We start from the raw sequence: 23,471 nt of genomic DNA, 5'->3' as shown, positions 1-23,471 counted from the left end.
GTCTGATCTCCAGCATTCATTAACGAATATACATCGTATTAGGTTGATTTACGTAGTTCTGAAACTGCTCAATTGAACCGTGACTTTCGAGTAAAGTGGCAAGTGCCAAAATATAGCGATAGGCATTTAAGGCAGTTTCACTTTCTAAGGCATTGAGCATGTTTTGGGCGTCGATGACTTGAGTTGCTGTCCCCATACTTTCTTTAAAAGACAGTTCTTGAATGCGTAGGTTTTCTTGCGCTGCCTTAATATTTTGTTGTAGCAAAACATGACTTTGCTGTGCACTTTGCAACTCGTTATAGGCACGATAAATCATATTCTCAGTTTCTTGCTTGGTCCGTGAAGTCAGTAATTCAGCTGCTTGACGTTGTAACTCTGCAGCTCTGATATTTTTATTTTTATCGATACCAGAAAATAAATTATAACGAGCAGCAACACCCACAATCCAATTGTGGTCACTGTCTAGGCCATATTCACCAAATGCAAAAACACTTGGTCGTTTTGAGGCATGTTGTAATTCGACATTTGCATCTGCTAATCGTGTATCCATCTGCATTTTACGGATCAAAGCTGAATGTTCTGGAAAGCTGTTTAATAGCGCTGTGAGTGATTGATCATGTGCTGTATTGATAAAGAGAGGGGTGCTAAGTTGATCTACAGTATTTTGTTGTAGTAGGTTGCTAAGTTTAAATACGCTGCTTGACAGATCAGCTTGGGTACTTTGTAAATTACGTTGAGCATTGTTTTTAACAACCTCAAATTGCATACGTTGGCCTTTACTAATAAACCCTTGTTGTTCAAGTTTTAAGGCATTTTGATAATGCTTAGAGGTCGTTGCTAAATTAGATTGATTTGCTTGTAATAATTTATGTTGTAGCTGCACATCAAAATAGGCTTGGATTAGCTCATAACGCTGAATGTTTTCTTGTTGTTGACTATTGAGTTGACTGCGTGCTGACTTTAACTGTGCCATTTCTTTGGTTGTTGAGGTAAAACCACCTGTATACAAAGGCATTAAGACCGAAATGGTTGGGCGGATGGTCTGATCTTCAATGGTAAATTTCGCATTATTCGGAATCATACCTAGGCCACTTTGTAGGCCTTGTTGTAATTGATCTTTGACTGGACCTTTCATATCGTCTGGTAGGTTCGGCCACTGATCAACATTTTGATTAATGCTGTTACTTAGTGAGTTTTCAATATTGTTTTTAAAAGAGTCTAAAGGGACATCTACCTTACTTTGAAAGGCATAAGCGCGAACATTAAGATCAACACGTGGCATCCCTAAATTTTTGACTGCTTGTGCCTCAAGTTCACTCGCTTGTTGTAAGGCTTGGTGTGCCATTGTACTGTAAGAACCACTGAGGTACTGTTGTTCCGCTTCCGCATAGCTTAAATTTTTAGCTTGTAAAGGGTGGACCATAAAAAATCCACTGCAAATGCAGAGTAATGGTCGTGAGTAGTGTTGAATCCAGTGAATAATTGAAAAGCTAGACAGTGATCTATATAAAGGGCTTTGGCTTTGCATCAACGTGGTCTCGAATACAACAAAGTGATCAAGCTTATTTGACCTAAGGACAATATTAAATATAGATAAAAACCCATCATAAATATAAAGAACGTATTTATGACTTATATAAATAGAGATGAGTCATATTGTTTAGAATGAAAAGCAAAAGATCACGATTATTTTAAAGAAAATTTATAGTGAACGTTATGCTAAAATCCAGTAAAAATCAAATCAGTTAGCTTATTTTATTGGCTAAATAAAGTGACGCTATATTCTATATAAAAATAATCGCTATCAATCCTTGTTTTACATAATGCATCGATATGGATTATATGCTTAAATGCCATCTTCTCGTTCATTTCACTTTCAAAAAGGGAAACATCATGCGCGCGTACAATTTCTGTGCTGGTCCTGCTGCATTACCAACTGCTGTATTAGAAAAAGCTCAACGTGAACTGTTGGATTGGCAGGGTAAGGGCGTCTCCATCATGGAAATGAGCCATCGTAGTTCAGACTATGTTGCCGTTTCGGCTAAGGCAGAAGCTGATTTACGTAAGCTTATGAATATTCCAGAAAACTATAAAGTGTTGTTCTTACAAGGTGGGGCTTCATTACAGTTTTCGGCAATTCCATTGAATTTATTGGGTAAAAACAATAAAGCTGACTATATTCATACAGGAATTTGGTCAGAAAAAGCGTTAAAAGAAGCACAGCGCTATGGTGATATTCATACCGTTGAAGCGGCAACGCAAATTGATGGAAAGTTTGCAATCAAACCAGAACAGGAATGGAACTTGTCAGCTGATGCTGCTTATGTGCATTATGCTGAAAATGAAACTATTGGTGGGATACAGTTTAAAGATATTCCAAATGTACAAGCTCCTTTAGTTTCTGATTTATCTTCAAGTATTTTATCTGCTCCACTTGATGTAAGTAAATTTGGTTTAATTTACGCTGGTGCTCAAAAGAATATTGGGCCAGCTGGTTTAACTATTGTTATTGTTCGTGAAGATTTACTGGATCAAGCAAAACCAGAAATTCCGAGTATTTTAAAATATTCTGCGCAAGCTAAAAATGACTCTATGGTGAATACCCCAGCTACTTATGCTTGGTACTTAGCAGGTTTAGTTTTTGAATGGCTACTTGAGCAGGGTGGGGTTGATGCAATTCATAAGATCAATTTAGCAAAAGCTGAGTTACTTTATGGTTATATCGATGCAAGTGATTTTTATAACAACCCAATTGCTGTTCCTAACCGCTCATTAATGAACGTACCATTCACTTTAGCTAATGCTGATTTAGAAAAATTGTTCCTTAAAGAGGCTGAAGAACATCACTTATTGAACTTGGCAGGTCACCGTTCTGTCGGTGGTATGCGTGCAAGTATTTATAATGCTGTGCCACTTGAAGGGGTGCAAGCATTGGTTGACTTTATGGATGGCTTTGTTAAACGCCACGGTTAAGTCACCGAAAATGAATAAAAAAACCTCAGTTAAATACTGAGGTTTTTTTACTTTCGATGATTTTAAAAGTGAGCAAATAAACTGATTTGGTGAAAGATCACCGCGCTAAGAAACATACCGAGTATAAAAAAGCAGCATGCGCCAGCATCCAATCTTATGCGGAAGCCATTTTCTTGATGAATTAGACTAGTCGAGTGTTCGGGTATAATTTTCATCACTAAACCTAAGTAATAAATTATTGTGTGTAAGGTATTTGGTTTGATGTACTTTTATCATAATAATTAGATTAAATAAAGTACTAACTTAAATTTAATCTATAAATAACATTATCAATTATCTATAAAATTTGAATTTAAAAATGGTAGATTTTAAATTCAAATACAAACAATTAAATTAAAAACTGTGGATAAGTCTTTTGTAATGTAGAATATCTTGATCAATTTTTTTTGCTAAGACTAATGATCAAAAGGCAGGAGATTGTACTGTAAAATAAGCTTTTATCCAAATAAATATCATGATTAAAGTATTGTAATAATTGATATAAATAAGAAATTACATGTACTATTTATTCGGTTTTAAAACAAAAAGGTTTAAATCAAGTCCAAGATATAATCGGAGTATTTTATATATTGATGATTTAGGAAAGTCCTAATAATGCAATAATGTATAAAAAGTAAGTGAGCTAAATGAAGTGCTGTGTTTAGGCTTAACTGTGGGTAAAATGTTAATATAAGTTAATTGGACAATCTCTAATCAAGGGAGTCTGATTTAAATAATAATGAGTCAATCAGCCATAACAAATGAATAACAATGAGTATGCTGTATTGGAGATTGCGTTAAACTTATAGGAATACCTAGACTGTGGTTTAAATCCCTCGGCGGTTTAAGCAACAATCAAATGAATGAATATAAAACTGCTGTTAAAAGCCATTAAGCATCGGCAAATGAGATAACAGCAGTCTTTTTATCTAAAGTTATTCTGGGCTGCGCTGTTCTGCAAGCGAGTGGATCGTTGCCTGAACCCAGATATTGCCACGGATATATTGACCGATTTCGAAATTTTGAAGTTCTGGCTCTTGTGTCGCAATACGAATCAACGTTGCAGGTTGATCAGGCTCTAGAAATAAAGTGACATCATACAGCGTAAAGTTTTGCTGCATAAATGGCATGTTGGTTTTACCCACGATCTTACCTTGAAACCAAGCTTCATCTTCTTGACCCAAAGTCTCGCCATATAAATACGCCACCATTTTAGAGAAATCGACAGTGACTGGTTCAAGCTCTTCTGCTGTTTTAGGTTGCCAAGCATCAATAAGCTCTTGAAGGTTATCTGGGCTAACACCATCGTGCTCAGCCAAAATATCGTTTAATGCGTGATGATGGCGAATAGAAGCAGGGTCATCCACGACGATACTGTCATGATCCGAAACTTTCTCTAAGGCATAGGCCCAGCCATTGAGTTGAACTTGATAATCTTCATCGGCTTGGTAAAAGTCGTGATTAACGCTGTAAAGTTGGTCAAATGCATACACCGTACTATTTGGACCAAGTTGAAGTTGTAATACTGCTTGTGTATTAGATTTACAGCTAATAATACGGCTAATTTTAGCATTACAGTTATATGGGCTATGGAAACTAGGAAAAGCGGTTTTTACAGCCTTAGGTTTATTATTTTCTACGCTGACTATTTGGTTAAACATCACTTCAGCATGGCTTGGACCCTGAATCAACCACATGTGTTGGTCCATATCACATTCTTTTTCACACAAACCCATAGGCATAATTGGTGCATCAAGTGCCATGCCCAGCCATTTAGGAACATCAGTCGTTGCTTGGGGGGAAAGTAAGCTCCAATGCTCAATATGACTGCCAAAGTTTTGATCTTCTATGATAATAATTTCTGGTTTGTTTTGATTGTTCATATGCGTGCATTAAAACCTAAATAACATGTGACTATTAATCGAGGGTAATCTGTAAATTTCAAGGTGTTAATTAAATTTACTGCAGATTATTCTGCGTTTGTGTAATTTTTGCATCAAATGATGCTATTTTTTAATTTCAAGATGAGTTTAATGCATCATGATGAAATCCATAGTTTTGTCATGCCAAGCACAGTGTTTAGCCAGAATCTTTGTTACACTAAGCATCTTACTCAATACAAGGTACTGTAGTGTTGCCATTTAAACTTTGGGTTGATGCAGATGCATTACCCAAGATATTACGTGAAATTATTTTGCGTGCTTCAGATCGATATCAACTCGATATTACCTTTGTTGCGAATCAACCGATAGGGATTCGTACGTCAACACGTATTCATTTTTTACAAGTACTTGCAGGGGCTGATCAGGCCGATCAAGAGATTGTCGATCGCATGCAAAGTAATGATATTGTCATTACACAAGACATACCGCTTGCTGCTTTAGTGATCGAAAAAGGTGGAATTGCCTTACATCCACGCGGTGAAGTGTTCACAGTGGCGAATATTAAGGCACGTTTACATCTCAGGGATTTTATGGATACCTTGCGCGGTGCAGGTGTACAAACAGGCGGGCCACCACCGATTTCAGAGCGTGATAAACGAGAGTTTTCTAGTAGTTTGGATCAAACAATCCTAAAGCAAAAACGCAAATTAAATGCACTTTAGGATAGGTTGTCGCATATGCCATCTTCATTAAATATTATCCTGACATATATCTTACTGGTATTTATCTGGTCAACTACGCCACTTGCAATTGTGTGGAGTGTTGAGGATATCAATCTGTACTGGGCTTTGGTGATTCGTTTTTTCATCGCCTTGTTTTTATCAAGTTTACTCTTGCTCATACTGAAAATTAAATTACCGGTAAACCGACAGGCTTTACATAGTTATGTTGCTGGTGCTTTTAGTTTGATTGGTTCACAGCTCTTTACTTATGCGGCAACAGATTATCTCAGTTCAGGTGTATTGGCATTAATGTTTGGGCTGGCACCGATTATGGCCGGTTTAATTGGACGTTTTGCCTTTGGCCAAAGTTTAAAATGGATTCAGTGGTTTGGTATGACCATGGCAATCGTTGGTCTGGGTATTATTTGCATGAGCGGTGGCCAAGGACAACATGTACATCCAATTGGCATCATACTAATGCTCATCAGCGTATTTAATTATGCACTGTCGATTTATTGGGTAAAAAAAGTGAATGCACAGATTGAACCTATGGCTCAGGCGACAGGGTCGATTTTCGTTTCAACTTTGGTTGCATCAGCAATAATTCCCTTTATTTGGCATTTGGCACCTACCCATATGCCAGAGATGAAAAGTATCCTCGCTCTGCTTTATACCGTGGTGATGGCTTCACTCATCGCAATGTTTTGTTATTTTAAGCTGGTACAAAATATCCCTGCCAGCACCTTGTCGTTGACAACAGTAATGACACCGATGTTAGCCATGTTTTTTGGTGCAATTCTCAATGCAGAAATACCGAGTGTTTGGGTGTTTTTAGGTGCAGTCATTTTAATCTGTGGTGTGGTTGTGTACTTTTATCCAAGCTTACGGGCAAGTAGACAACAAGATAAAAAACGTTATGTGCAATAAAGTGGATTAAATCGAATAAATGTGATGAAGAAATAAGGATAACATACGTGTAATCTGTTGATATTTTTATTCAATTGTTCTAATTCGTATTTAAGTGCATGATCAAATTGATCTAATAGTGTAAGTAGTAGAAAATAGCTGCCAATATGAACTGGGCATTTTCAAAGATCATTCAATGTAATGTTGTTTGAAATCGTCTGATTATTCATCTTTAAGGCAGCATCAACTCTAGATTTTATACGGCGCGCTGTGCCGATCTTGATGCTGTAAACTTTCATAAAAACCTCGGACTAGATTGGTATGTTTAAACCTATCTCGCTATATATAGGGTTGAGATATACTCGCGCACGACGCAGTAATCACTTTATTTCTTTTATTGCTTTAGTTTCCATGATCGGTTTGACACTTGGTGTCGCCGTATTAATTACTGTTTTAGCAGTAATGAATGGTTTTGATCGTGAGTTGAAAAACAGAGTGCTCGGTATGGTGCCGCAAGCGACTGTCTCAACAACACATACCATCACCGATTGGCCTGTGCTCGCAAAACAAATTGAAGAACATCCACATGTTGCCGGTGCTGCTCCATTTACCCAATTGCAAGGCATGATTACTGCTCAAGGACAAGTGTCTGGTGTGTTGGTCACCGGGATTGAACCTAAACTTGAGAAAAAAGTATCGATTATTCAAGACCACATGGTTGAAGGTAGTATCGATCAACTGAAACAAGGCGAGTTTGGGATCGTTTTAGGTAAGCAATTGACTGACAATCTAGGTTTGAGCCTCAATGATAAAGTCACTTTGGTTCTCCCTGAAGCCACGCCATCTGCAGCGGGTATTATTCCTCGTTTTAAACGTTTTACTCTTGTTGGCATATTTAGTATTGGTGCTGATGTTGATTCTGCAATGGGTTATATTGCGCTCAACGATGCCGCCACTTTGTTACGTCAACCAGACGGCGCACAAGCAATTCGTATGAAGCTTGACAATATTTTCCTTGCACCAGAGATCTCGCAGCAGATTGCACGAGAATTGCCAGGCACTTTCTTTGCTTCTGATTGGACTTATACGCATGGTAATTTGTTCAATGCGATCCAAATGGAAAAAGCAATGGTGAGTTTACTCCTGTTCCTGATTGTCTTGGTTGCAGCGTTTAATATTGTTTCATCACTTGTCATGGTGGTCACAGATAAAAAAGCAGATATTGCGATTTTAAGAACTTTAGGTGCATCACCACGAACCATTACCAAGATATTTATGGTGCAAGGTACGATTATTGGTGTGATTGGTACCTTGTCAGGTGCTGTGCTTGGAGTTATTTTTGCTTCATCAGTGAGTAGTTTATTGGGCTGGATTAATACGACTTTCGGACTTCATTTATTTGATTCGTACTTCATTAACTATTTACCGACTTATTTGCGTTGGCAAGATGTACTGCTGATTGTCTCAGTATCTTTAATACTCAGCTTTTTAGCGACAATTTACCCAGCATGGCGTGCAGCCAAAATTCAACCTGCAGAGGCACTTCGTTATGAGTAATGTTGTACTTGAAGCTCGTAATATTCAAAAGCAATTTAATGATGGGAAAGCTTCGATTGAAGTCATTAAAGACTTGTCGATTAAAGTGCATGCGGGTGAATTTGTCTCTATTGTTGGAGCGAGTGGATCTGGTAAAAGTACTTTATTACATATACTCGGCGGTTTAGACCTTCCATCTAAAGGCCAAGTATTGCTTAACGGTGAGCGATTCGATCACTTGTCTGAGGCAGAACGTGGTTATTTGCGTAATCAAAATTTGGGTTTTGTTTATCAGTTCCATCATTTATTGCCTGAATTTACTGCACTTGAAAATGTGGCCATGCCGCTAATGCTTCGTTCAGATGCAAATTATAAGCAAGTGAAATTACAAGCAGAAAAACTGTTAGATCGCGTTGGCTTGTCTCATCGTCTGACACATACCCCAGGGGAGTTATCTGGTGGTGAACGTCAACGTGTGGCTTTAGCACGTGCTTTAGTGACTCAGCCTAAACTGATGATGGCAGATGAACCTACTGGAAACTTAGACCGTAAAACAGCTCAGCAGATCTTTGTTTTACTTAAAGAGTTGCAGCAAGAGTTAAAAATGTCGATGTTGATCGTCACCCATGATGAACAATTGGCACGTTCCGCAGATCAAACATTGCTAATGCAAGATGGTATGTGGGCTGATCCTAAAGTTTAAACGATCCGACTAAATCCCTTTTAAAGCCCATTTCGATGGGCTTTAATTTTATCTAATTTCCAAATTTAGATGATGCAGTATTGGCATGAGGCTCACTTGCATTTTAGTTGCGTGGATTGCGGGTATTGCTCAAATCGGGCGATCTGAGTCTGCCTTATCTGCTCGCTTTTCTAGCTTTTTCGATCGCGATGTTGTTTGCACAGTGGATGCAATGGCTATCACTGCACTTTTATTTAAGTGTACTGATATTATTTTTAAGTAGTATCGCGAGTTTTGCTGTAGGGCAATCCTATGCCAATCACCACCTTACAGCGCTATTGAGATATCGTGAAATTCACAGTGCCAAAGTGACGGTATTGATTTATGTAGATCGTATTGCCCAAAAATCACAGCATGAAGCCAATACTTGGCAACAACAAGTATCCGTATTAGGTCATCAGCCGGAAATAGTACATTGGCGTGTGCAGTATCCTGTACATAGCCCAATTCAATTAAAATTGGGCCATTATTATAAAGCGACTGGACAAATTATTCCTCATCACGGCTATGCTGTCCCAGCTGTGTTTAATCAAGAGCTATGGCTATTGCAGCAACGCTATATGGCAAGCTTACAACTTGAGTCTTTACAAGCTGTAGACGTGAAGGAGGTAATGAAGTTTCATGCGCCATTTGTACAGAAGCAACAGCAGCTCTTGGCAAAAATAGCTCAATATATTGAAAACAAACGCTTGGCATTTAGGCAATGGTTGCAAATACAACAGCTTTCTCAACACGGTTTAATCTTAGCTTTAGTGAGTGCAGATCAAAGTCTATTACCTGAGCACATACAGTCCTTATTTCGTCGTCTTGGTATCATGCATTTACTGGCCATATCTGGGCCACATGTCTTGATTTTTGCCTTACTGTGCTGTGCGTTAGTCAGACGAATAGTCAGTGGCTTATATCCACAGTTATTTTTGTATTGGCCACGTCCAGATTTACTATTATGGCCTTTTGTATTATGTGTTTGGTGGTATGCAGCTTTTGTTGGTTTTGAAGTGCCTGCATTAAGAACTGTACTGAGCGTGACATTATTAAGTTTATTACTTTTGATTAAACAGCGCTTTTCAACATTACATATCCTTTTATTGAGCGCGAGTATTTTACTTTTCTTTGACCCGCTCAATATTTTGGCAGCAGCATTTTGGTTATCTTATATTTCATCTCTGATTTTAATCAGAATTTATTTAGGCCAATTTTCCCAAACTGCAGTTCAAAGTGAGAGCATGAGTATAGTTAGACGACTTGTACGTCAATTAATGCTTTTAACAAAGTCGCAATGGAAAATATTTATCGCATTGTTGCCGTTAATGCTATGGGTGTTCCAGCAGTTTTCTTGGCTTGCACCATTAGCTAACTGTATCGCTGTGCCGATTTTAGCTGCTGTGGTTGTTCCTCTTGCTGTTGTGGCCAGCAGTGTTTATCAGTTCATGCCGAGTGTAGCAAAAGGGGTGTTTCACCTCAGTAATACGGTGTTGGAGTTATTACTTTGGTTATTACAGCACTTGGATCAGGCAATAAGCAATGCCATGCTGACACCTGCTTTAACCACATTAAACATTGCTGGATTAGCTATGGTGCTGATCTTATTGTTTTTACCCAATAGTTTGTTGCTTCGGCTCTATTGGTACTGCTGTGCAGTCGCATGTATTTACACACCGCAGGCTCAAGTTGCTTTTGAGCTAAATGTAATTGATGTTGGGCAGGGACAGGCAGTGCTGTTAAAAATAGCCAAGCAACATCTGATGATTGATTTAGGGGGCAGTTATAATGAGCAACAGTGGGGCATCGGTGAACATGTACTGAGTCCATTTTTGCTCAGTCAAGGTATCGTACAGTTGGATCAGGTGATCATTTCTCATCTGGATCAGGACCATCGTGGTGGCTTAAGCAGTTTATCTAAACGTATTAAGATCCAATCTTTTTTATCGAACCAGTATGATGGTGACTTTGCAAAAGCAGGCTATGCTGATGTGCCTTTTCAGTACTGTCATCAAGGACAACATTGGCAATATGAGGGTGTTCGTGTACAGATCTTAGCCCCACGACAAGAGCAACTTGCTGATGTTTCCGAACATAAGAATGATCTCTCTTGTATTGTGTATATTCAGGTGCCCAAAGCACTGGGCTACCAAAACTTTCTCATCATGGGTGATGCGGGCTGGCCAGCCGAATATCAGTTAATGCAGGATTATCCTGATCTCGATGTTGATGTTTTGCTTCTCGGTCATCATGGCAGTCGCCATAGTTCGGCTTATGATTTTTTAAAATGGCTCAAGCCACAACTGGCTGTGGTCAGTGTTGGGCGGCACAATCGTTATGGCCACCCGCATGCTAAAGTACTGAGCCGACTGCAAGCCTTGTCAATCCCATTAAAACAAACTCAGAATGAAGGCACTATGCGTTTCTATCTAGATGATCAGCAGGTCATGCAGTTAGAGCTACAACGAGATCAACGACGTTGGTTAAGATGAAGTATTTTGTTGTTGCTGTTGGCGAACAGACTCAACTAGTTGCAACGCCTCTTTAGGGTCAAGGTGATATACATTATCAAGTTCTGGATTCGCTTTAAAGCGTTTATAGCTCCAGTGATAATGTTCTGGATAGCGACGAATAAGTTGTTCAATCATATGGTGAATGACCAATGTACCTTGTTCTGCAGTCCCTTGATAAATGGCTTCATCTACAGGCTCGATGTACATATCGAAGCCGTTTGATGGGTTGCGCATCGCATATAAAAATAGTGCACTGGCTTTAGTCTTTTGAATCAGTTTAGCGCTTAAACTGCTACTGGCTAAGGGAATACCGAAGTACTCAATCATATCACCGCCAATATTAGGACTATGATCAGGCAAAATAACCGTCGTACCACCTTGTTTTAAGGCTTTAAAAATTTGTCTAACCCCTGATTCATCAGTTGGAACCAGTGTGGCATTTTCTCGACTACGTGCTTGGCGTACAAATTGATCTGCTTCAGCATTTTTGATCGGTTTATACATAATGGTCATTTGGGTGTGCTGAGCAAACCAAGCATTCATGACTTCCCATGTACCAAAATGTGGAACAACTAAAACTAAACCTTTACCTGCTGCAATCGCAGCATGTACATGCGCTTCACCTTCAATATGATGAATTCGTGAAATGTTTTTTTCATTACTACTTGCCCAAATACTAAAGAACTCGAAGTAAGACTGCATTTCATTGCGGATTGCTGCTTGCGTAATTTGATTGCGCTGTGCATCACTTAGCTCTGGCAAACAAATATTAATATTTAGGCTTAAGGTCTTTGAGGTTTTACTTACGCCAGTTAAATTGACGATGGCTGCTAAACCTCGTGCAATAAAACGCAAGAACATGATTGGTTGTCGACCAAAAAGGTTTAATAAGCGGGTTACTGTCGTTGTTTGTTGTTTTTTCATCGTGTGTAGAGAAAGTGAATCCGTTTGATTTAAGTAAAAATGCCATGATTATTATAGGTTAATTCGAGTTGATTAGACAGTTTAATCATAAACCTTGTATATAATGCTTACCTAAATTTCTATTTGGATCATCTTTACTATGTCCGATTGGCCACCACAACCACATAAAGAAAAAACCGACCAACCCGCAACGCCTACTGGGCAAGAGTGGAAAATATTAGAAAAAGCAGTACTTTCCTCAGTCAAAGAGCAACAACGTAGTCGTCGTTGGGGAATATTTTTCAAATTTGTGAGCATGCTTTATGTGCTTGCGATTTTGATCTTTATGTTTAGAGGTTGTACTTTAACGAGTTCAACTGAAAATGTTACTGGCATTACAGATACACATTTAGCCGTTGTTAATATCATTGGTACGATCGATTCGGGTAATCAGTCCGTCAACAGCATAGATACGATTAAATCATTAAAAAGTGCTTTTGAGGCGAAAGGTAGCCGTGCAGTTGTACTCAATATTAATTCACCAGGGGGTTCACCTGTACAATCTGATGATATTTGGCAAGAAATTCAATATCTGAAGAAGCAACACCCGAACAAGAAAGTCTATGCTGTGATTGGTGATATGGGCGCTTCTGGAGCATATTATATCGCTTCTGCTGCTGATCAAATTTGGGTGAATCCATCAAGCTTAGTCGGGTCGATTGGTGTAATTATGCCAAACTATGGTGTAAGTGGTTTAGCACAAAAACTCGGCATTGAAGATCGCACTATGACAGCGGGAAGCAATAAAGATATTTTAAGTATGAGTAAGCCGATTAATGCTGAGCAAAAGCAACATATTCAGGCATTACTTGATAACGTACATTCTCATTTTATTCAGGCTGTCAAAACAGGTCGTGGCGATAAACTAAAATCGACTGATCCAGCAATTTTCTCAGGTCTATTCTGGACAGGTGAGCAAGCGATTAAATTGGGGATTGCAGATAAGGCGGGTAACCTCGAGAGTTTAAAACGCGAGTTAGATATTAGTAAGACAGTCAACTATACTGTGGAGCGCACTCCTTTTGATTCAATCATGGGGCGTATGGGAAGTGAAATGGGTCAACACTTGGGCACTGCAGTAATGCAGCAAGTGCAGTCGCAAAACCAAACCAAGATACAGTAATTGCGAGTACATGATGTCGAATAGCAATAAACCGATTATACATTTTGCGCATGCCAATGGTGTGCCCTCAAAAGTTTATACAAAATTATTTGAACAACTGAGTGACGAGTATCAAGTAGTTTATGTGCCAATGATTGGCCCTGATAAGCGTTATCCAATTACCAATCATTGGCCACACTTGGTCGATCAGATTATTGATAGTGTAACGCAACAAGCGAAAGGCCAAGCGGTCATCGGTTTGGGACATTCTTTAGGCTCGGTTTTGACCTATATGGCAGCAAAGAAGCGTCCAGAATTGTTTCGTCAAGTGATTATGCTTGATCCACCTTTTATTATGGGCAAGCATTCACTGTTGTTTCATCTGGCAAAAATTTTTCATCCGAAAACCGTTGATAAAATTACGCCAGCAGGTTTATCAGTGCGTCGCCGTGATCACTGGGAATCACGAGAACAAGCGGGTGAGTTACTCAGACCCAAAGGTTTTTATAAACACTTCGATGAAGACTGTTTTCAGGCTTATTTGCAATATGCTTTGACTGAAGATCCTGCACGTGGTGGGGTAACCTTAAGCATCGCAAAAGCGGATGAAGTGGCTATTTTTAGAAATAATCCTTCACTGTGGTGGTTGCCGATGGCGAAGTCAGTTATGCCAGTTAATATGGTGGTAGGACATGACAGTCAGTTTTTAAAACGAGGCTTTCCACAGATTGCACAGCGTAAATTGGCAATTCCATTTCAGGTGACTGAGGGTGGGCATATGTTCCCATTAGAACATCCAGAAACTACAGTTGATGTCGTGAAACAGCTCATTACTCAATATCAGTAAGTTAGATGAGTGTGTGTCTGGTGATAAAAAAGCGCATCTGTTGATGCGCTTTTTTTCCCACGTTTTATATGATTAAAACGTGAAGATTAAAATTGACTAAACTGGATAGGGCGCTGTAGGGCTTGGCCACGGAAAGTCACATGACCATCTGTTTGATATTGCAAAGTGCCTTGACATAACCAGTCTACAACAAGCGGATAGATAAAATGTTCAAGCTGATGAATACGTTCAGCTAAGCTTTGAGCTGTATCGTGCTGTGCTACCTTAAGTACACTTTGTGCCAAGGCTGGACCTGCGTCGAGTTCGGCGGTAACAAAGTGTACAGTACATCCATGAAATACTTCACCACTATTCAACACCCGTTGATGGGTATGCATGCCTTTATAGTTTGGCAAAAGTGAAGGGTGGATGTTGAGCATTTTACCTTGCCAACGATTGACAAAGATTGGGCTTAAGATACGCATAAAGCCAGCTAAAATGACCAGATCGACCTCCCAGTCAAGCAACTTTTGATGCATAACCGCATCAAAACTCACTCGATCAGGATAGTCTTTATGTTCTATCACCGCTGTTGCGATACCTGCTTGTTCTGCACGTTGCAGAGCAAAAGCATCAGCTTTGTTAGAAATGACACCAACAATTTGTCCTGATACTTTTGCATCAATAATGGCCTGTAAATTGCTGCCGTTACCTGAAACCAGTACCGCGATTTTCATCATGCAAAAATCACGCGAATTTTTTCATCTGCACCAGCAACTGAAGCTGCATTTTCTTGGATATGTCCAATTTTCCAAGCAGACTCACCTTGTGCATTTAAGATATCAATTGTGCTTTGTGCATCAGCTGCATCAACAGCGATCACCATACCAACACCACAGTTAAAGGTACGATACATTTCAAACTGTTCTACACCGCCTTCGCGTTGTAGTAATTTGAATAGCTCAGGCCACTGCCAAGATGATTCATCAATAACAGCTTGTGCGCCATTAGGCAGTACACGTGGTAAGTTACCTGGTAAACCGCCACCTGTAATATGAGCCATAGCATGCACATTGATCTGTTTGCATAACTCAAGAATAGGTTTAACGTAAATACGGGTAGGTTCCATCACGACATCCGCCAAACTGCGGCCATCAATGATTTGCTCTAGGTCAACATTTTTAACATCAATGATTTTGCGTAACAATGAATAACCATTTGAATGTGCACCAGAAGATGCAACACCAATCAGCACATCGCCAGCTTTAACCTGACTACCATCAATGATTTTACTGTGTTCTACGACACCAACAGCAAAGCCAGCAAGGTCATAGTCTTCGCCTTCGTACATGCCAGGCATTTCAGCAGTTTCACCACCGACTAGGGCACAACCAGCAAGTTCACAGCCTTGACCGATCCCTGTAACGACATCAGCAGCGACGTCAACATTTAAGTGACCAGTTGCATAGTAGTCAAGGAAGAATAATGGTTCTGCACCACAGACCAAAAGATCGTTGACACACATCGCAACTAAATCTTGACCAATGGTATTGTGACGGTTTAGATTTAACGCAACGCGTAGTTTTGTTCCAACGCCGTCTGTGCCCGAAACCAATACAGGCTCTTCGTAGCCTTTAGGAATTTTGCATAGCGCGCCAAAACCACCTAATCCACCCATCACCTCAGGTCGAGTTGTTCGTTTAGCGACTGATTTGATTCGATCGACTAGTGCGTCGCCCGCTTCAATGTCCACACCAGCATCTTTGTAACTTAAACCAGTGTTTGATTGAGAAGTTGTGTTGCTCATAATGAAGTCTCCGCATTCGCGCGGAGATTATACCTGATTATGTAAAACTCTTATGTTAATTCTATGCGAAAATGCTATCTTAATTTAATTATTTTAACTTAGACTGCCAAGAAACATGAATAAGGCGCGATGATATGCATGATATAACTTTAAAACGCATTTTTATATTGTCGGCAATCGGGGTGGGATTATGGATTCTCTATCTACTCAAACCTGTCGTTATCCCATTTTTAGCGGCTTTTTTTATTGCCTACCTATTTAGTCAACCTGTCAATAAACTTTCTCGATACCTACCACGTTGGTTGGCGATCAGTAATGTCTTTTTAGCCATTATCTTGGTGGTTGTTCTGGCGATTTGGTTTGTGGTGCCTTTGGTTTGGAAACAGTTGGTTTATTTCCGTGATAGCTTACCTGCGGGAATTTCATGGATTAACCACACCTTACTTCCTTGGGGAGCGAAGGTCTTTAATCTAGAAAACATGCAAATAGATACAGACCAACTTTCTAAAGTGGTCATGGACTATGTGCAAACCAACTACAATATGGACAGCATCCAAACGATGTTGCTCTCGATCTTGCAATCAGGCCTGAGTGTCATCCAAGTCAGTGGTACTGTTGTTTTAGTTCCAATCATTACTTTCTACTTTTTGTTAGATTGGAATCGGATGTTGGCGCGTATGCATAAATTGATTCCACCACGTTTTGAAACTAAAACCATGAAAATCGTCAATGACTGTCACGATGTACTCGGTGCATTTGTAAAAGGTCAGTTTTTGGTGATGGTTCTACTGGGTATCGTTTATGCAGTTGGCTTACAAGCTGTAGGTATTGAAGTTGGCTTAATTATCGGTATGGTTGCTGGCTTAGCCAGTATCATCCCGTATTTAGGCTTTGCAGTAGGGATTATTGCTGCGGTCATTGCTGCATTATTCCAATTTGGCTTGGACTGGGTGCATTTAGCCATGGTCTTTGGTGTGTTTATGTTAGGTCAGGTGATTGAAGGCTATATTTTACAGCCCTTTTTATTGGGCGATAAAATTGGTTTATCACCTGTTGCGGTGGTATTTGCCGTGTTGGCGGGTGCGCAATTAGGTGGATTCTTGGGCATGTTGGTGGCTTTGCCTGTTGCTGCGGTTATTGTGGTATTACTCAAACATTTGCGTCAAAGTTACGAACAGAGTGATTTTTATCAAGATAGACTTGTAATTGCTCATGATCACCTCCATACAGATCAACAAAATGTAGCGCATGAAGCCTTAGACCCAACACAAGATGTAGTGCCTGAAGCACCAACAACCCTGCAATCATCTAATGATGATCAGTCAGTAAAATAAACTTTGGAGTATAAATAAACCGATGCGTCAATTGCAGTTGAATATTGAACCTCAGCTTGATGCGAAGATCAGTGACTTTTCTGGCCCTGGATGGGGTGCTGTAATTGATGCTGTGAGACAGTTACACGCTGGATTACTGAATCGGTTTTATGTCTATGGTGAGGCGGGCACTGGGAAGAGTCATTTACTCACCGCCATTTGTGACTCTTATCAAGAGATTGGCAAATCAGCCATTAAAGTTTCATTGCTGGAACTACTCGATGCACCTATTGAGGCCATCAGTGCTTTAGAAAGTTATGATTTGGTGGCCTTAGATGACATAGAGGCTATTATTGGTGTGCCACATTGGCAAACTGCGATTTTTCATTTGATCAATAGCAGTCAGCAAGATGGTGGTCAATTGGTTTTTTCCTCTCGTTTTGCGCCTAAAGAATTAAAACTCGAACTCTATGACTTACGCTCACGCCTAAATCAAGCGGTAAGTGTACGCGTTCCTAATGGTGAGGATTTTGCAGATCGCGAATCGTTACTACACTCAGTACTCACACGTCGTGGCGTACATTTTGATGCCCAGATCATTGATTACTTACTGAATCATGGGCCACACCAGCCCAGTTTGTTACTTCAGTCGGTAGATCAATTGGAAAAACTGCTACAAGGTGAGAAGACTAAACTCTCACATGCAGTTTTACGACAAATCTATGCCCTAATCAACGAATATCATTGACCCCAAAAGCCTTGTTTAATTTTTTAATTTGTGACAGATTGGGCAGAAATATGTAAAGTATTTTTGTGTCTAGAACAAATAAAAAGATGGAAAGGAGAGGCTGATGCTCAAGCGGAGCGTGGTGTTGGGACTATGTATTGGGGCGAGTCAGATAAATGCTGCACCAATATATGTTACAACAACCGAGGATACTGTTGCAGACGATAAACAATGTTCACTACGTGAAGCTATTGAATATATAAATTTAGGCATGCCTAAAGAGGGTCACAACGGATGTGGTGGTGAGGGTGCAGAAAACACGATTTATTTAAAAGCAAAAACTGAATATAAACTTAAAAGCCAAGTCAAAATCCAAAATAATCTGATATTACGTACAGAGTCTGAGCAAGGTGCAGATGAGACCAGACCAGAAATTTATAATGCTACGATTAAAATGACAGGCAAAGATCGTTTGTTTTGGATTGAGCGCCATAGTGAATCTGCTAATTCAGAAGACCCTAAGCCTGGCCCAATATTAGCCTCTTTCTTTAGGCTTACACTCAAAGGGTGTAATGATGATCAATGTCAAGATCAAGGCGGCCTGATTTATAATAAAGAAAATATTGAAGTGACTCGTAGCCAACTTCAAGGTGGCAAAGCACGACTCGGTGGTGCGATTTATAATGCAGGTGAATATAAAGAAGGTCAGTCACTAAGTACAGTTAAAATGTTTAACGCTTTGTTTAAAGACAATAAAGCAGTACAAGGTGCAGTTATATATAGTGATTTACCGCAGTATATCGGTACAGGTTTAGTTCTTAGAGACAATGAAGTTACTGATGTTAACGCTGCACTAATGGAGATCAAAACACCTTTTACAGAAGAGCAGTTAAAAAAATTAGGCAATACATTATTACGTGGTGTGAGTAATAGTACGGTATTTAATAATAAAGGCTTTGTAATTCGTGTTGTCGATGGCATGAGCTTGAACAACAATACTATTATTTTGAATAATAAGGGCTTGATAGTCGATTCACCACTTAAACAAGCTTATGTCGCCAACAGTATTTTGCTCAACAATGGACAACAAGACTGTCAGGTGAAAGGTACAGTTGAAGCCAATAATATGACCAATAACCTGTATAGCGCAGGTTGTGAAGGTAAACAAGGACAGGTATTACCTAAAGGTACAGTTTTACTTGCAGGTAAAAGTATCGATGCTGAATGTGATATTGATAGTGAGGGCATACTTTGCCCATTTAATAACAAGAGTAAAGACAGTGATTGGGGATTTTTTAAACCGCGCTTATTAAATCGATATAAATTTATTACCGATTCACCAATTGTCAATCGTGGTCCAATTCTTGGAGAACAAGAGATATTATCTTGTGCTGCGATGGATCAACGAGAGAAGCCTCGCCCTGTCAATCAACCTGAACACTGTGATCGTGGTGCAATTGAACTCTATGTAGACACGCTTAATACAGAGAGGGTGGGTAAAGACATTTTTTATGGTCAAGTTGCAACGATGACTTTAGATGAGCAACTTAAAGATGGTGAGTTGGTTCGCCCAGAAGTGTGTGTCGGTTTATTTGGTCAGCGTCCAGATGGTCAAAACTGGCAACCTGGTTGTTTAAAAACGGTGCAATCCAATAGTACTTTGACTTCCAAAGGAAGCTTAAGTATCAGCCAAGCAGGTGTATTAACCTATGTACCCAATGGGAATTGGCATGGTTTAGATGAATTTACAACATTAGTGGTCACCACTACCACACGTTTTACTGATTCGACAAATCCTTATGTTTCAATTCCTACGCGAATTGTACAAGGACCTCAAGATGGTATTGATAATAAAAAAGTCGGTGGTGGTGGATCTACAGGTCTGTGGGGTTTATTGGGTCTTGGTGCTGTAGCGGCTTTACGCCTCGCAAGTCGTAAACGAGGAGCAAAACATGATTCAATATAAAAAAACCGCTTTGGTCGTTGCAACACTGACTTTAATGAGTCTATCTCTGAGTGCACAAACTGCTGATCGAACAATTTATGTAACGACATTTGCCGATGAAGATGGAGAGAACTCAAATGCGTGTTCTTTGCGTGAGGCAATTGTTACTGCATCTACAGGTAAAGCCTATGGGGGCTGTCCTGTCGGGGAGGTTGTTGCAACTCGTGCAACCGTGATTCAGTTGGAAGCAGGTGAGTATCAACTTAAACGCGAATTACAACCGACCCAAAATGTCGTTATACAAGGTAAAGCGCCTGTTAACTATGAAAAGCCTGATGTGTTAACCAATGATTATCCTGCGTTAACAGCCATTCAAACTAAAATACGTGCAGTAGCGAATAATCGTATTTTAAATAGCTCAACATTTAATCAGCCCGCCGTGACCATAGATAATGTTGAACTTTATGATGGTGTGAGTACTGGTCGTGGAGGAGCACTTTTAGCTGGCGGTGCTCTGATACTAAATAATGTATCTATTTTTAATAGTAAAGCTCAAGAAGGTGGGGCGGTTTATCTTGACGGCGTCTATAGTAGCTTTACTGCCAACCGTGGTCGTATAGAAGGTAATCAGGCTGAGCGTGGCAGTGTAATCGCAATGAGCTGTAGTGATAACCTAACGACGACAGTGCGAGAAGTCTATATCGACTTTATGAGCATCCTGAACAATGGATCTGCAAATAGTCAAAGTACTTTTGCTTACTGTGGGCAAGCTAAAGCCCGAATCAGTGCCAGTAGTATAGGTCTCAATCAGGCAGATCCGACACGTGGTAGTATTATTCAATTTAGTTCTAAAACACCTTATGGCAATGTGCCATTAAGTGTCAAAAACACTTCATTAGAGTTATTAAGTAACACTATCACTCAAAATACAGCTTTCTCGACATTACTTTATGATGGGGCGGGTAAAAAAGACCTTAACTTTAATGTGTTAGCTTTTAATACAGGGAAGTCTTGTCGTTATGCAGACAAGCGTGAAGGGGTTAAATATGCAAATATTTATGCACGAGGTAATGCTGTTTTACTCAAAGCTGGTCATGATGAATGTGAGCTGATCAGTGAGGATGCTGAAGCAGTTGCGAAGGATAATATTGCAGTAGATCAGTATAGTTTTAATCAGCTGCTCAGCCCTTTATCGCAAAACACACCTGATGAATATACTGCATATATGCCAATGTATTTTACTAAGCCGGGGATGAGTAATAATCCATTGATTGATAGCAAGTTTGAATCAGGTTGTAGTAACTTGGATCAGCGTGGGATTAAGCGGATTAATGTGGTGAACTCTGTAGGCAACGATGAAAAACCCAATACATGTGATATAGGTGCAACAGAGGTGCTGCGTTTAACAACCAGTAATTTAACTGCAGCAAACCCATCTATAGTGGACTTACTTAAGGAATTTGAAGCGGTTCGTGATAGCTTTGATGCATTCGTTAAGAATCCACAAACTAAACCAGAGTTTTTGCCTTACTATAAGTTACAAGTTGAAAAATATGCAAAACTCCGAGAGTTGACCGAGGCAAAGCAAAAGTACCGCACAGTTTTTATAGACCCTTTTAAAGGCAATTGGCCTGATGAAACGGTGAGTGATCAAGGGGTGCGTGAGATTAAACATCTGAGTGCTGATTTATATGATGTATCTTATCAAGCACTCGGTGTTGGAAAGTTGGATAGTGACAATAAATTTCAAGGACAATTTGATCAGAACTTAAAGTGTGAATGGGATAAGGATCTAGAACAAATTCTGATGTATCGCTTGGATGATCGTATTACTCCAGATGGTGATACAGAGTTTTGTTCATATAAATTGACCATGAAATCCAATCCTGCTAAATCGTCATCAGCTTATATCATGGTGAGTTTTAGAAATATAGAACCTGTAGCAGAGCCTGTGAGTTATACCGTCTCTCCTGGAGATACGGGATGGACTGAGCTTAAGCTACTTGAAAATACCCATGACAAGGGCGATGGTGATGTCAGTAAACTGCAAAGTAAGCCGAATAAACTAAGTTATTATACGGATGAAAAAGGACAGGATTTAGCAATTCGTTTTACCCAAACACGTGATGCAGTACAAATTCAGTCTGAGCGTTCAGGCCCATGTCCTGATGATGTGAAGCTGACCTGTCATGGTGGTAAAATCCAAGCTAAATTAAAAAATACCTTTGATCCTTTTAACTATAGATTAAAATATCTGGTATACGATGTGGAAGGTTTGGCTTCTAAAGAAGCAGAAATTGAAATTATAAACACAGGCTCTTCAAAGGGTGCAACCAGTGGCGGTGGTTCAGTGGGTATGCTGAGCACATTGGCATTATTGACTTTAGTCTATTTACGTCGTAGGGCCAGCCGTGTGAAATAATTCGCTGCTCTACATCATTTGAGTTAAAGTCAAAACAGAGACCTACTAACATCGCCTCATCATCCATGGGGCGATGTTTTTAGTTTGTGTTATAGACTTGTCAAGTATGTGAGCGATGTGAATTCAACTTGATAAAATTGTATTCTCTTGGTTATTTTTAACTTTGCTCAATTGTAATTCTAAAATGTGGCACAATCTTTATTACTTGGTATTCGTAACCGTTTGATCACAATGATTGTTTTGTCACATTGATTTGTTACTCAGGAAAAATATGCAAGCACTGAGCTCCTTAATACCACTTCATCAGATAGCGATATGTCCTGAACAATTACTTTTGATTCAGCGAACTGAACTGTTGCCATTATTACAGCAACCTTTGTTGCTGAATCAATATGCACAGCAAGTGGTGCAAGCGCAGGCGGCTTTGTTAAATCATATTGATCCTTCGTTAACTCAACAATTGAGTCAAGTGATTACCGAGATTATTCATCAACTATCACAGTCTTCTAAGAAGTTGAAAAACAAGCGGTTTAATCGCTTACAGCAGTGGCTTGGCATCGACTTAGAATTTGATAGTGCGAAGGTGCATTATATTCAACAGTTGGATCAATCGATTGATCAGGCAAATCAATTGAGTCGACGCTTGGCATTAGAGATTGCCCAATCGCAAACTCGCTACGAGCAACTTTTAGCTTTAAGGGTAGATATGGCACAGCATATTGCAGCTGCTCAACGTTTTTTAGAAGACTGTCCTGTATTTATTCGAGATTCACAGACTTTAGAGCACTTTCAGCAGCGTATGGTACAGAAAATTCATAGTTTAAATACCTTACAATCTAGTCATGATCTCGCTATGGTGCAAATGCAGTTAAATCAGCAATTAGCATTTGGTTTGATTGATCGTTTTAAAGAGGCACAGCAGGTGTTAATTCCTGCTTGGCAGTACCATCTCAAACTCAATCAAGAAAAACAGCGTGCAAATAGTGCAATAGACATCACTGAACTCAATCGTAACCGTGATAACTTAATTCAAAGTTTAAAGCAAGCATTAGAAAACCATTAGGATTATT

At 39.6% G+C, this 23,471-nt stretch carries 18 protein-coding genes; 13 read left to right on the top strand and 5 right to left on the bottom strand.

Annotated features, from left to right (window positions below):
* Positions 1 to 19 precede the first annotated feature (19 nt).
* Positions 20 to 1,528, bottom strand: a complete 1,509-nt coding sequence (locus tag Aru01_RS09345; RefSeq protein WP_155757971.1) for a TolC family protein — start codon at positions 1,526 to 1,528, stop codon at positions 20 to 22.
* Positions 1,529 to 1,893: 365 nt separating this feature from the next.
* On the opposite strand from Aru01_RS09345, the gene serC reads away from it, so the two are divergent.
* Entirely contained in the window at positions 1,894 to 2,973 is a 1,080-nt protein-coding gene (serC, locus tag Aru01_RS09340; protein ID WP_016656936.1) for a 3-phosphoserine/phosphohydroxythreonine transaminase, read from the top strand.
* Between the two features lie 974 nt (positions 2,974 to 3,947).
* Here the strand turns inward: serC and Aru01_RS09335 are convergent.
* Entirely contained in the window at positions 3,948 to 4,895 is a 948-nt protein-coding gene (locus Aru01_RS09335) for a hypothetical protein (protein ID WP_016656935.1), read from the bottom strand.
* A 248-nt stretch (positions 4,896 to 5,143) separates the two neighbouring features.
* On the opposite strand from Aru01_RS09335, the gene Aru01_RS09330 reads away from it, so the two are divergent.
* The 5 genes from Aru01_RS09330 (at position 5,144) to Aru01_RS09310 (ending at position 11,275) form a co-directional block, all read left to right on the top strand.
* Positions 5,144 to 5,617, top strand: a complete 474-nt coding sequence (locus Aru01_RS09330) for a YaiI/YqxD family protein (RefSeq protein ID WP_016656934.1) — start codon at positions 5,144 to 5,146, stop codon at positions 5,615 to 5,617.
* A 15-nt stretch (positions 5,618 to 5,632) separates the two neighbouring features.
* A complete protein-coding gene (locus Aru01_RS09325) occupies positions 5,633 to 6,544 on the top strand; it encodes a DMT family transporter (protein ID WP_016656933.1) in 912 nt (303 codons plus the stop codon).
* A 300-nt stretch (positions 6,545 to 6,844) separates the two neighbouring features.
* Positions 6,845 to 8,080 (top strand): lipoprotein-releasing ABC transporter permease subunit, encoded by a 1,236-nt coding sequence (locus Aru01_RS09320; protein WP_016656932.1) that lies wholly within the window; start codon positions 6,845 to 6,847, stop codon positions 8,078 to 8,080.
* On the top strand, positions 8,073 to 8,762 hold the full coding sequence (lolD, locus tag Aru01_RS09315; protein ID WP_016656931.1) for a lipoprotein-releasing ABC transporter ATP-binding protein LolD: 690 nt from the start codon (positions 8,073 to 8,075) through the stop codon (positions 8,760 to 8,762). The genes Aru01_RS09320 and lolD overlap by 8 nt, the downstream gene beginning before the upstream one ends.
* Positions 8,763 to 8,887: 125 nt before the next feature.
* Complete coding sequence (locus Aru01_RS09310) at positions 8,888 to 11,275, top strand: DNA internalization-related competence protein ComEC/Rec2 (protein ID WP_016656930.1); 2,388 nt, start codon at positions 8,888 to 8,890, stop codon at positions 11,273 to 11,275.
* On the opposite strand, the gene Aru01_RS09305 is transcribed toward Aru01_RS09310, so the two are convergent.
* On the bottom strand, positions 11,267 to 12,220 hold the full coding sequence (locus Aru01_RS09305; RefSeq protein WP_016656929.1) for a lysophospholipid acyltransferase family protein: 954 nt from the start codon (positions 12,218 to 12,220) through the stop codon (positions 11,267 to 11,269). The genes Aru01_RS09310 and Aru01_RS09305 overlap by 9 nt on opposite strands.
* 139 nt (positions 12,221 to 12,359) lie before the next feature.
* Between Aru01_RS09305 and sppA the strand changes: the two genes are divergently transcribed.
* Positions 12,360 to 13,382 (top strand): signal peptide peptidase SppA, encoded by a 1,023-nt coding sequence (gene sppA, locus Aru01_RS09300; RefSeq protein WP_016656928.1) that lies wholly within the window; start codon positions 12,360 to 12,362, stop codon positions 13,380 to 13,382.
* A gap of 13 nt (positions 13,383 to 13,395) precedes the next feature.
* Positions 13,396 to 14,208, top strand: coding sequence for an alpha/beta hydrolase (locus Aru01_RS09295; RefSeq protein ID WP_016656927.1), 813 nt, complete (start codon positions 13,396 to 13,398; stop codon positions 14,206 to 14,208).
* A gap of 86 nt (positions 14,209 to 14,294) precedes the next feature.
* On the opposite strand, the gene purN is transcribed toward Aru01_RS09295, so the two are convergent.
* A complete protein-coding gene (purN, locus tag Aru01_RS09290) occupies positions 14,295 to 14,927 on the bottom strand; it encodes a phosphoribosylglycinamide formyltransferase (RefSeq protein ID WP_016656926.1) in 633 nt (210 codons plus the stop codon).
* Entirely contained in the window at positions 14,924 to 15,994 is a 1,071-nt protein-coding gene (purM, locus tag Aru01_RS09285) for a phosphoribosylformylglycinamidine cyclo-ligase (RefSeq protein ID WP_016656925.1), read from the bottom strand. Before purM ends, purN begins: the two co-directional genes overlap by 4 nt.
* A gap of 134 nt (positions 15,995 to 16,128) precedes the next feature.
* Between purM and Aru01_RS09280 the strand changes: the two genes are divergently transcribed.
* From Aru01_RS09280 to Aru01_RS09260, 5 genes are all read left to right on the top strand, one after another.
* On the top strand, positions 16,129 to 17,328 hold the full coding sequence (locus tag Aru01_RS09280) for an AI-2E family transporter (protein ID WP_016656924.1): 1,200 nt from the start codon (positions 16,129 to 16,131) through the stop codon (positions 17,326 to 17,328).
* A gap of 22 nt (positions 17,329 to 17,350) precedes the next feature.
* Positions 17,351 to 18,055, top strand: a complete 705-nt coding sequence (gene hda / locus Aru01_RS09275; RefSeq protein WP_016656923.1) for a DnaA regulatory inactivator Hda — start codon at positions 17,351 to 17,353, stop codon at positions 18,053 to 18,055.
* A 103-nt stretch (positions 18,056 to 18,158) separates the two neighbouring features.
* Positions 18,159 to 20,000, top strand: coding sequence for a rhombotarget A (gene rbtA, locus Aru01_RS09270; RefSeq protein WP_016656922.1), 1,842 nt, complete (start codon positions 18,159 to 18,161; stop codon positions 19,998 to 20,000).
* Positions 19,987 to 22,401, top strand: coding sequence for a CSLREA domain-containing protein (locus tag Aru01_RS09265; protein ID WP_016656921.1), 2,415 nt, complete (start codon positions 19,987 to 19,989; stop codon positions 22,399 to 22,401). Before rbtA ends, Aru01_RS09265 begins: the two co-directional genes overlap by 14 nt.
* A gap of 271 nt (positions 22,402 to 22,672) precedes the next feature.
* On the top strand, positions 22,673 to 23,464 hold the full coding sequence (locus Aru01_RS09260; RefSeq protein ID WP_016656920.1) for a hypothetical protein: 792 nt from the start codon (positions 22,673 to 22,675) through the stop codon (positions 23,462 to 23,464).
* The last annotated feature ends 7 nt before the right edge of the window (positions 23,465 to 23,471 follow it).

This window comes from Acinetobacter rudis (assembly GCF_000829675.1).
GTDB classification, from domain to species: Bacteria; Pseudomonadota; Gammaproteobacteria; order Pseudomonadales; family Moraxellaceae; genus Acinetobacter; species Acinetobacter rudis.
The sequence above is the reverse complement of the archived record's forward strand: the minus strand, read 5'-3'. Positions and strand labels throughout refer to the sequence as shown.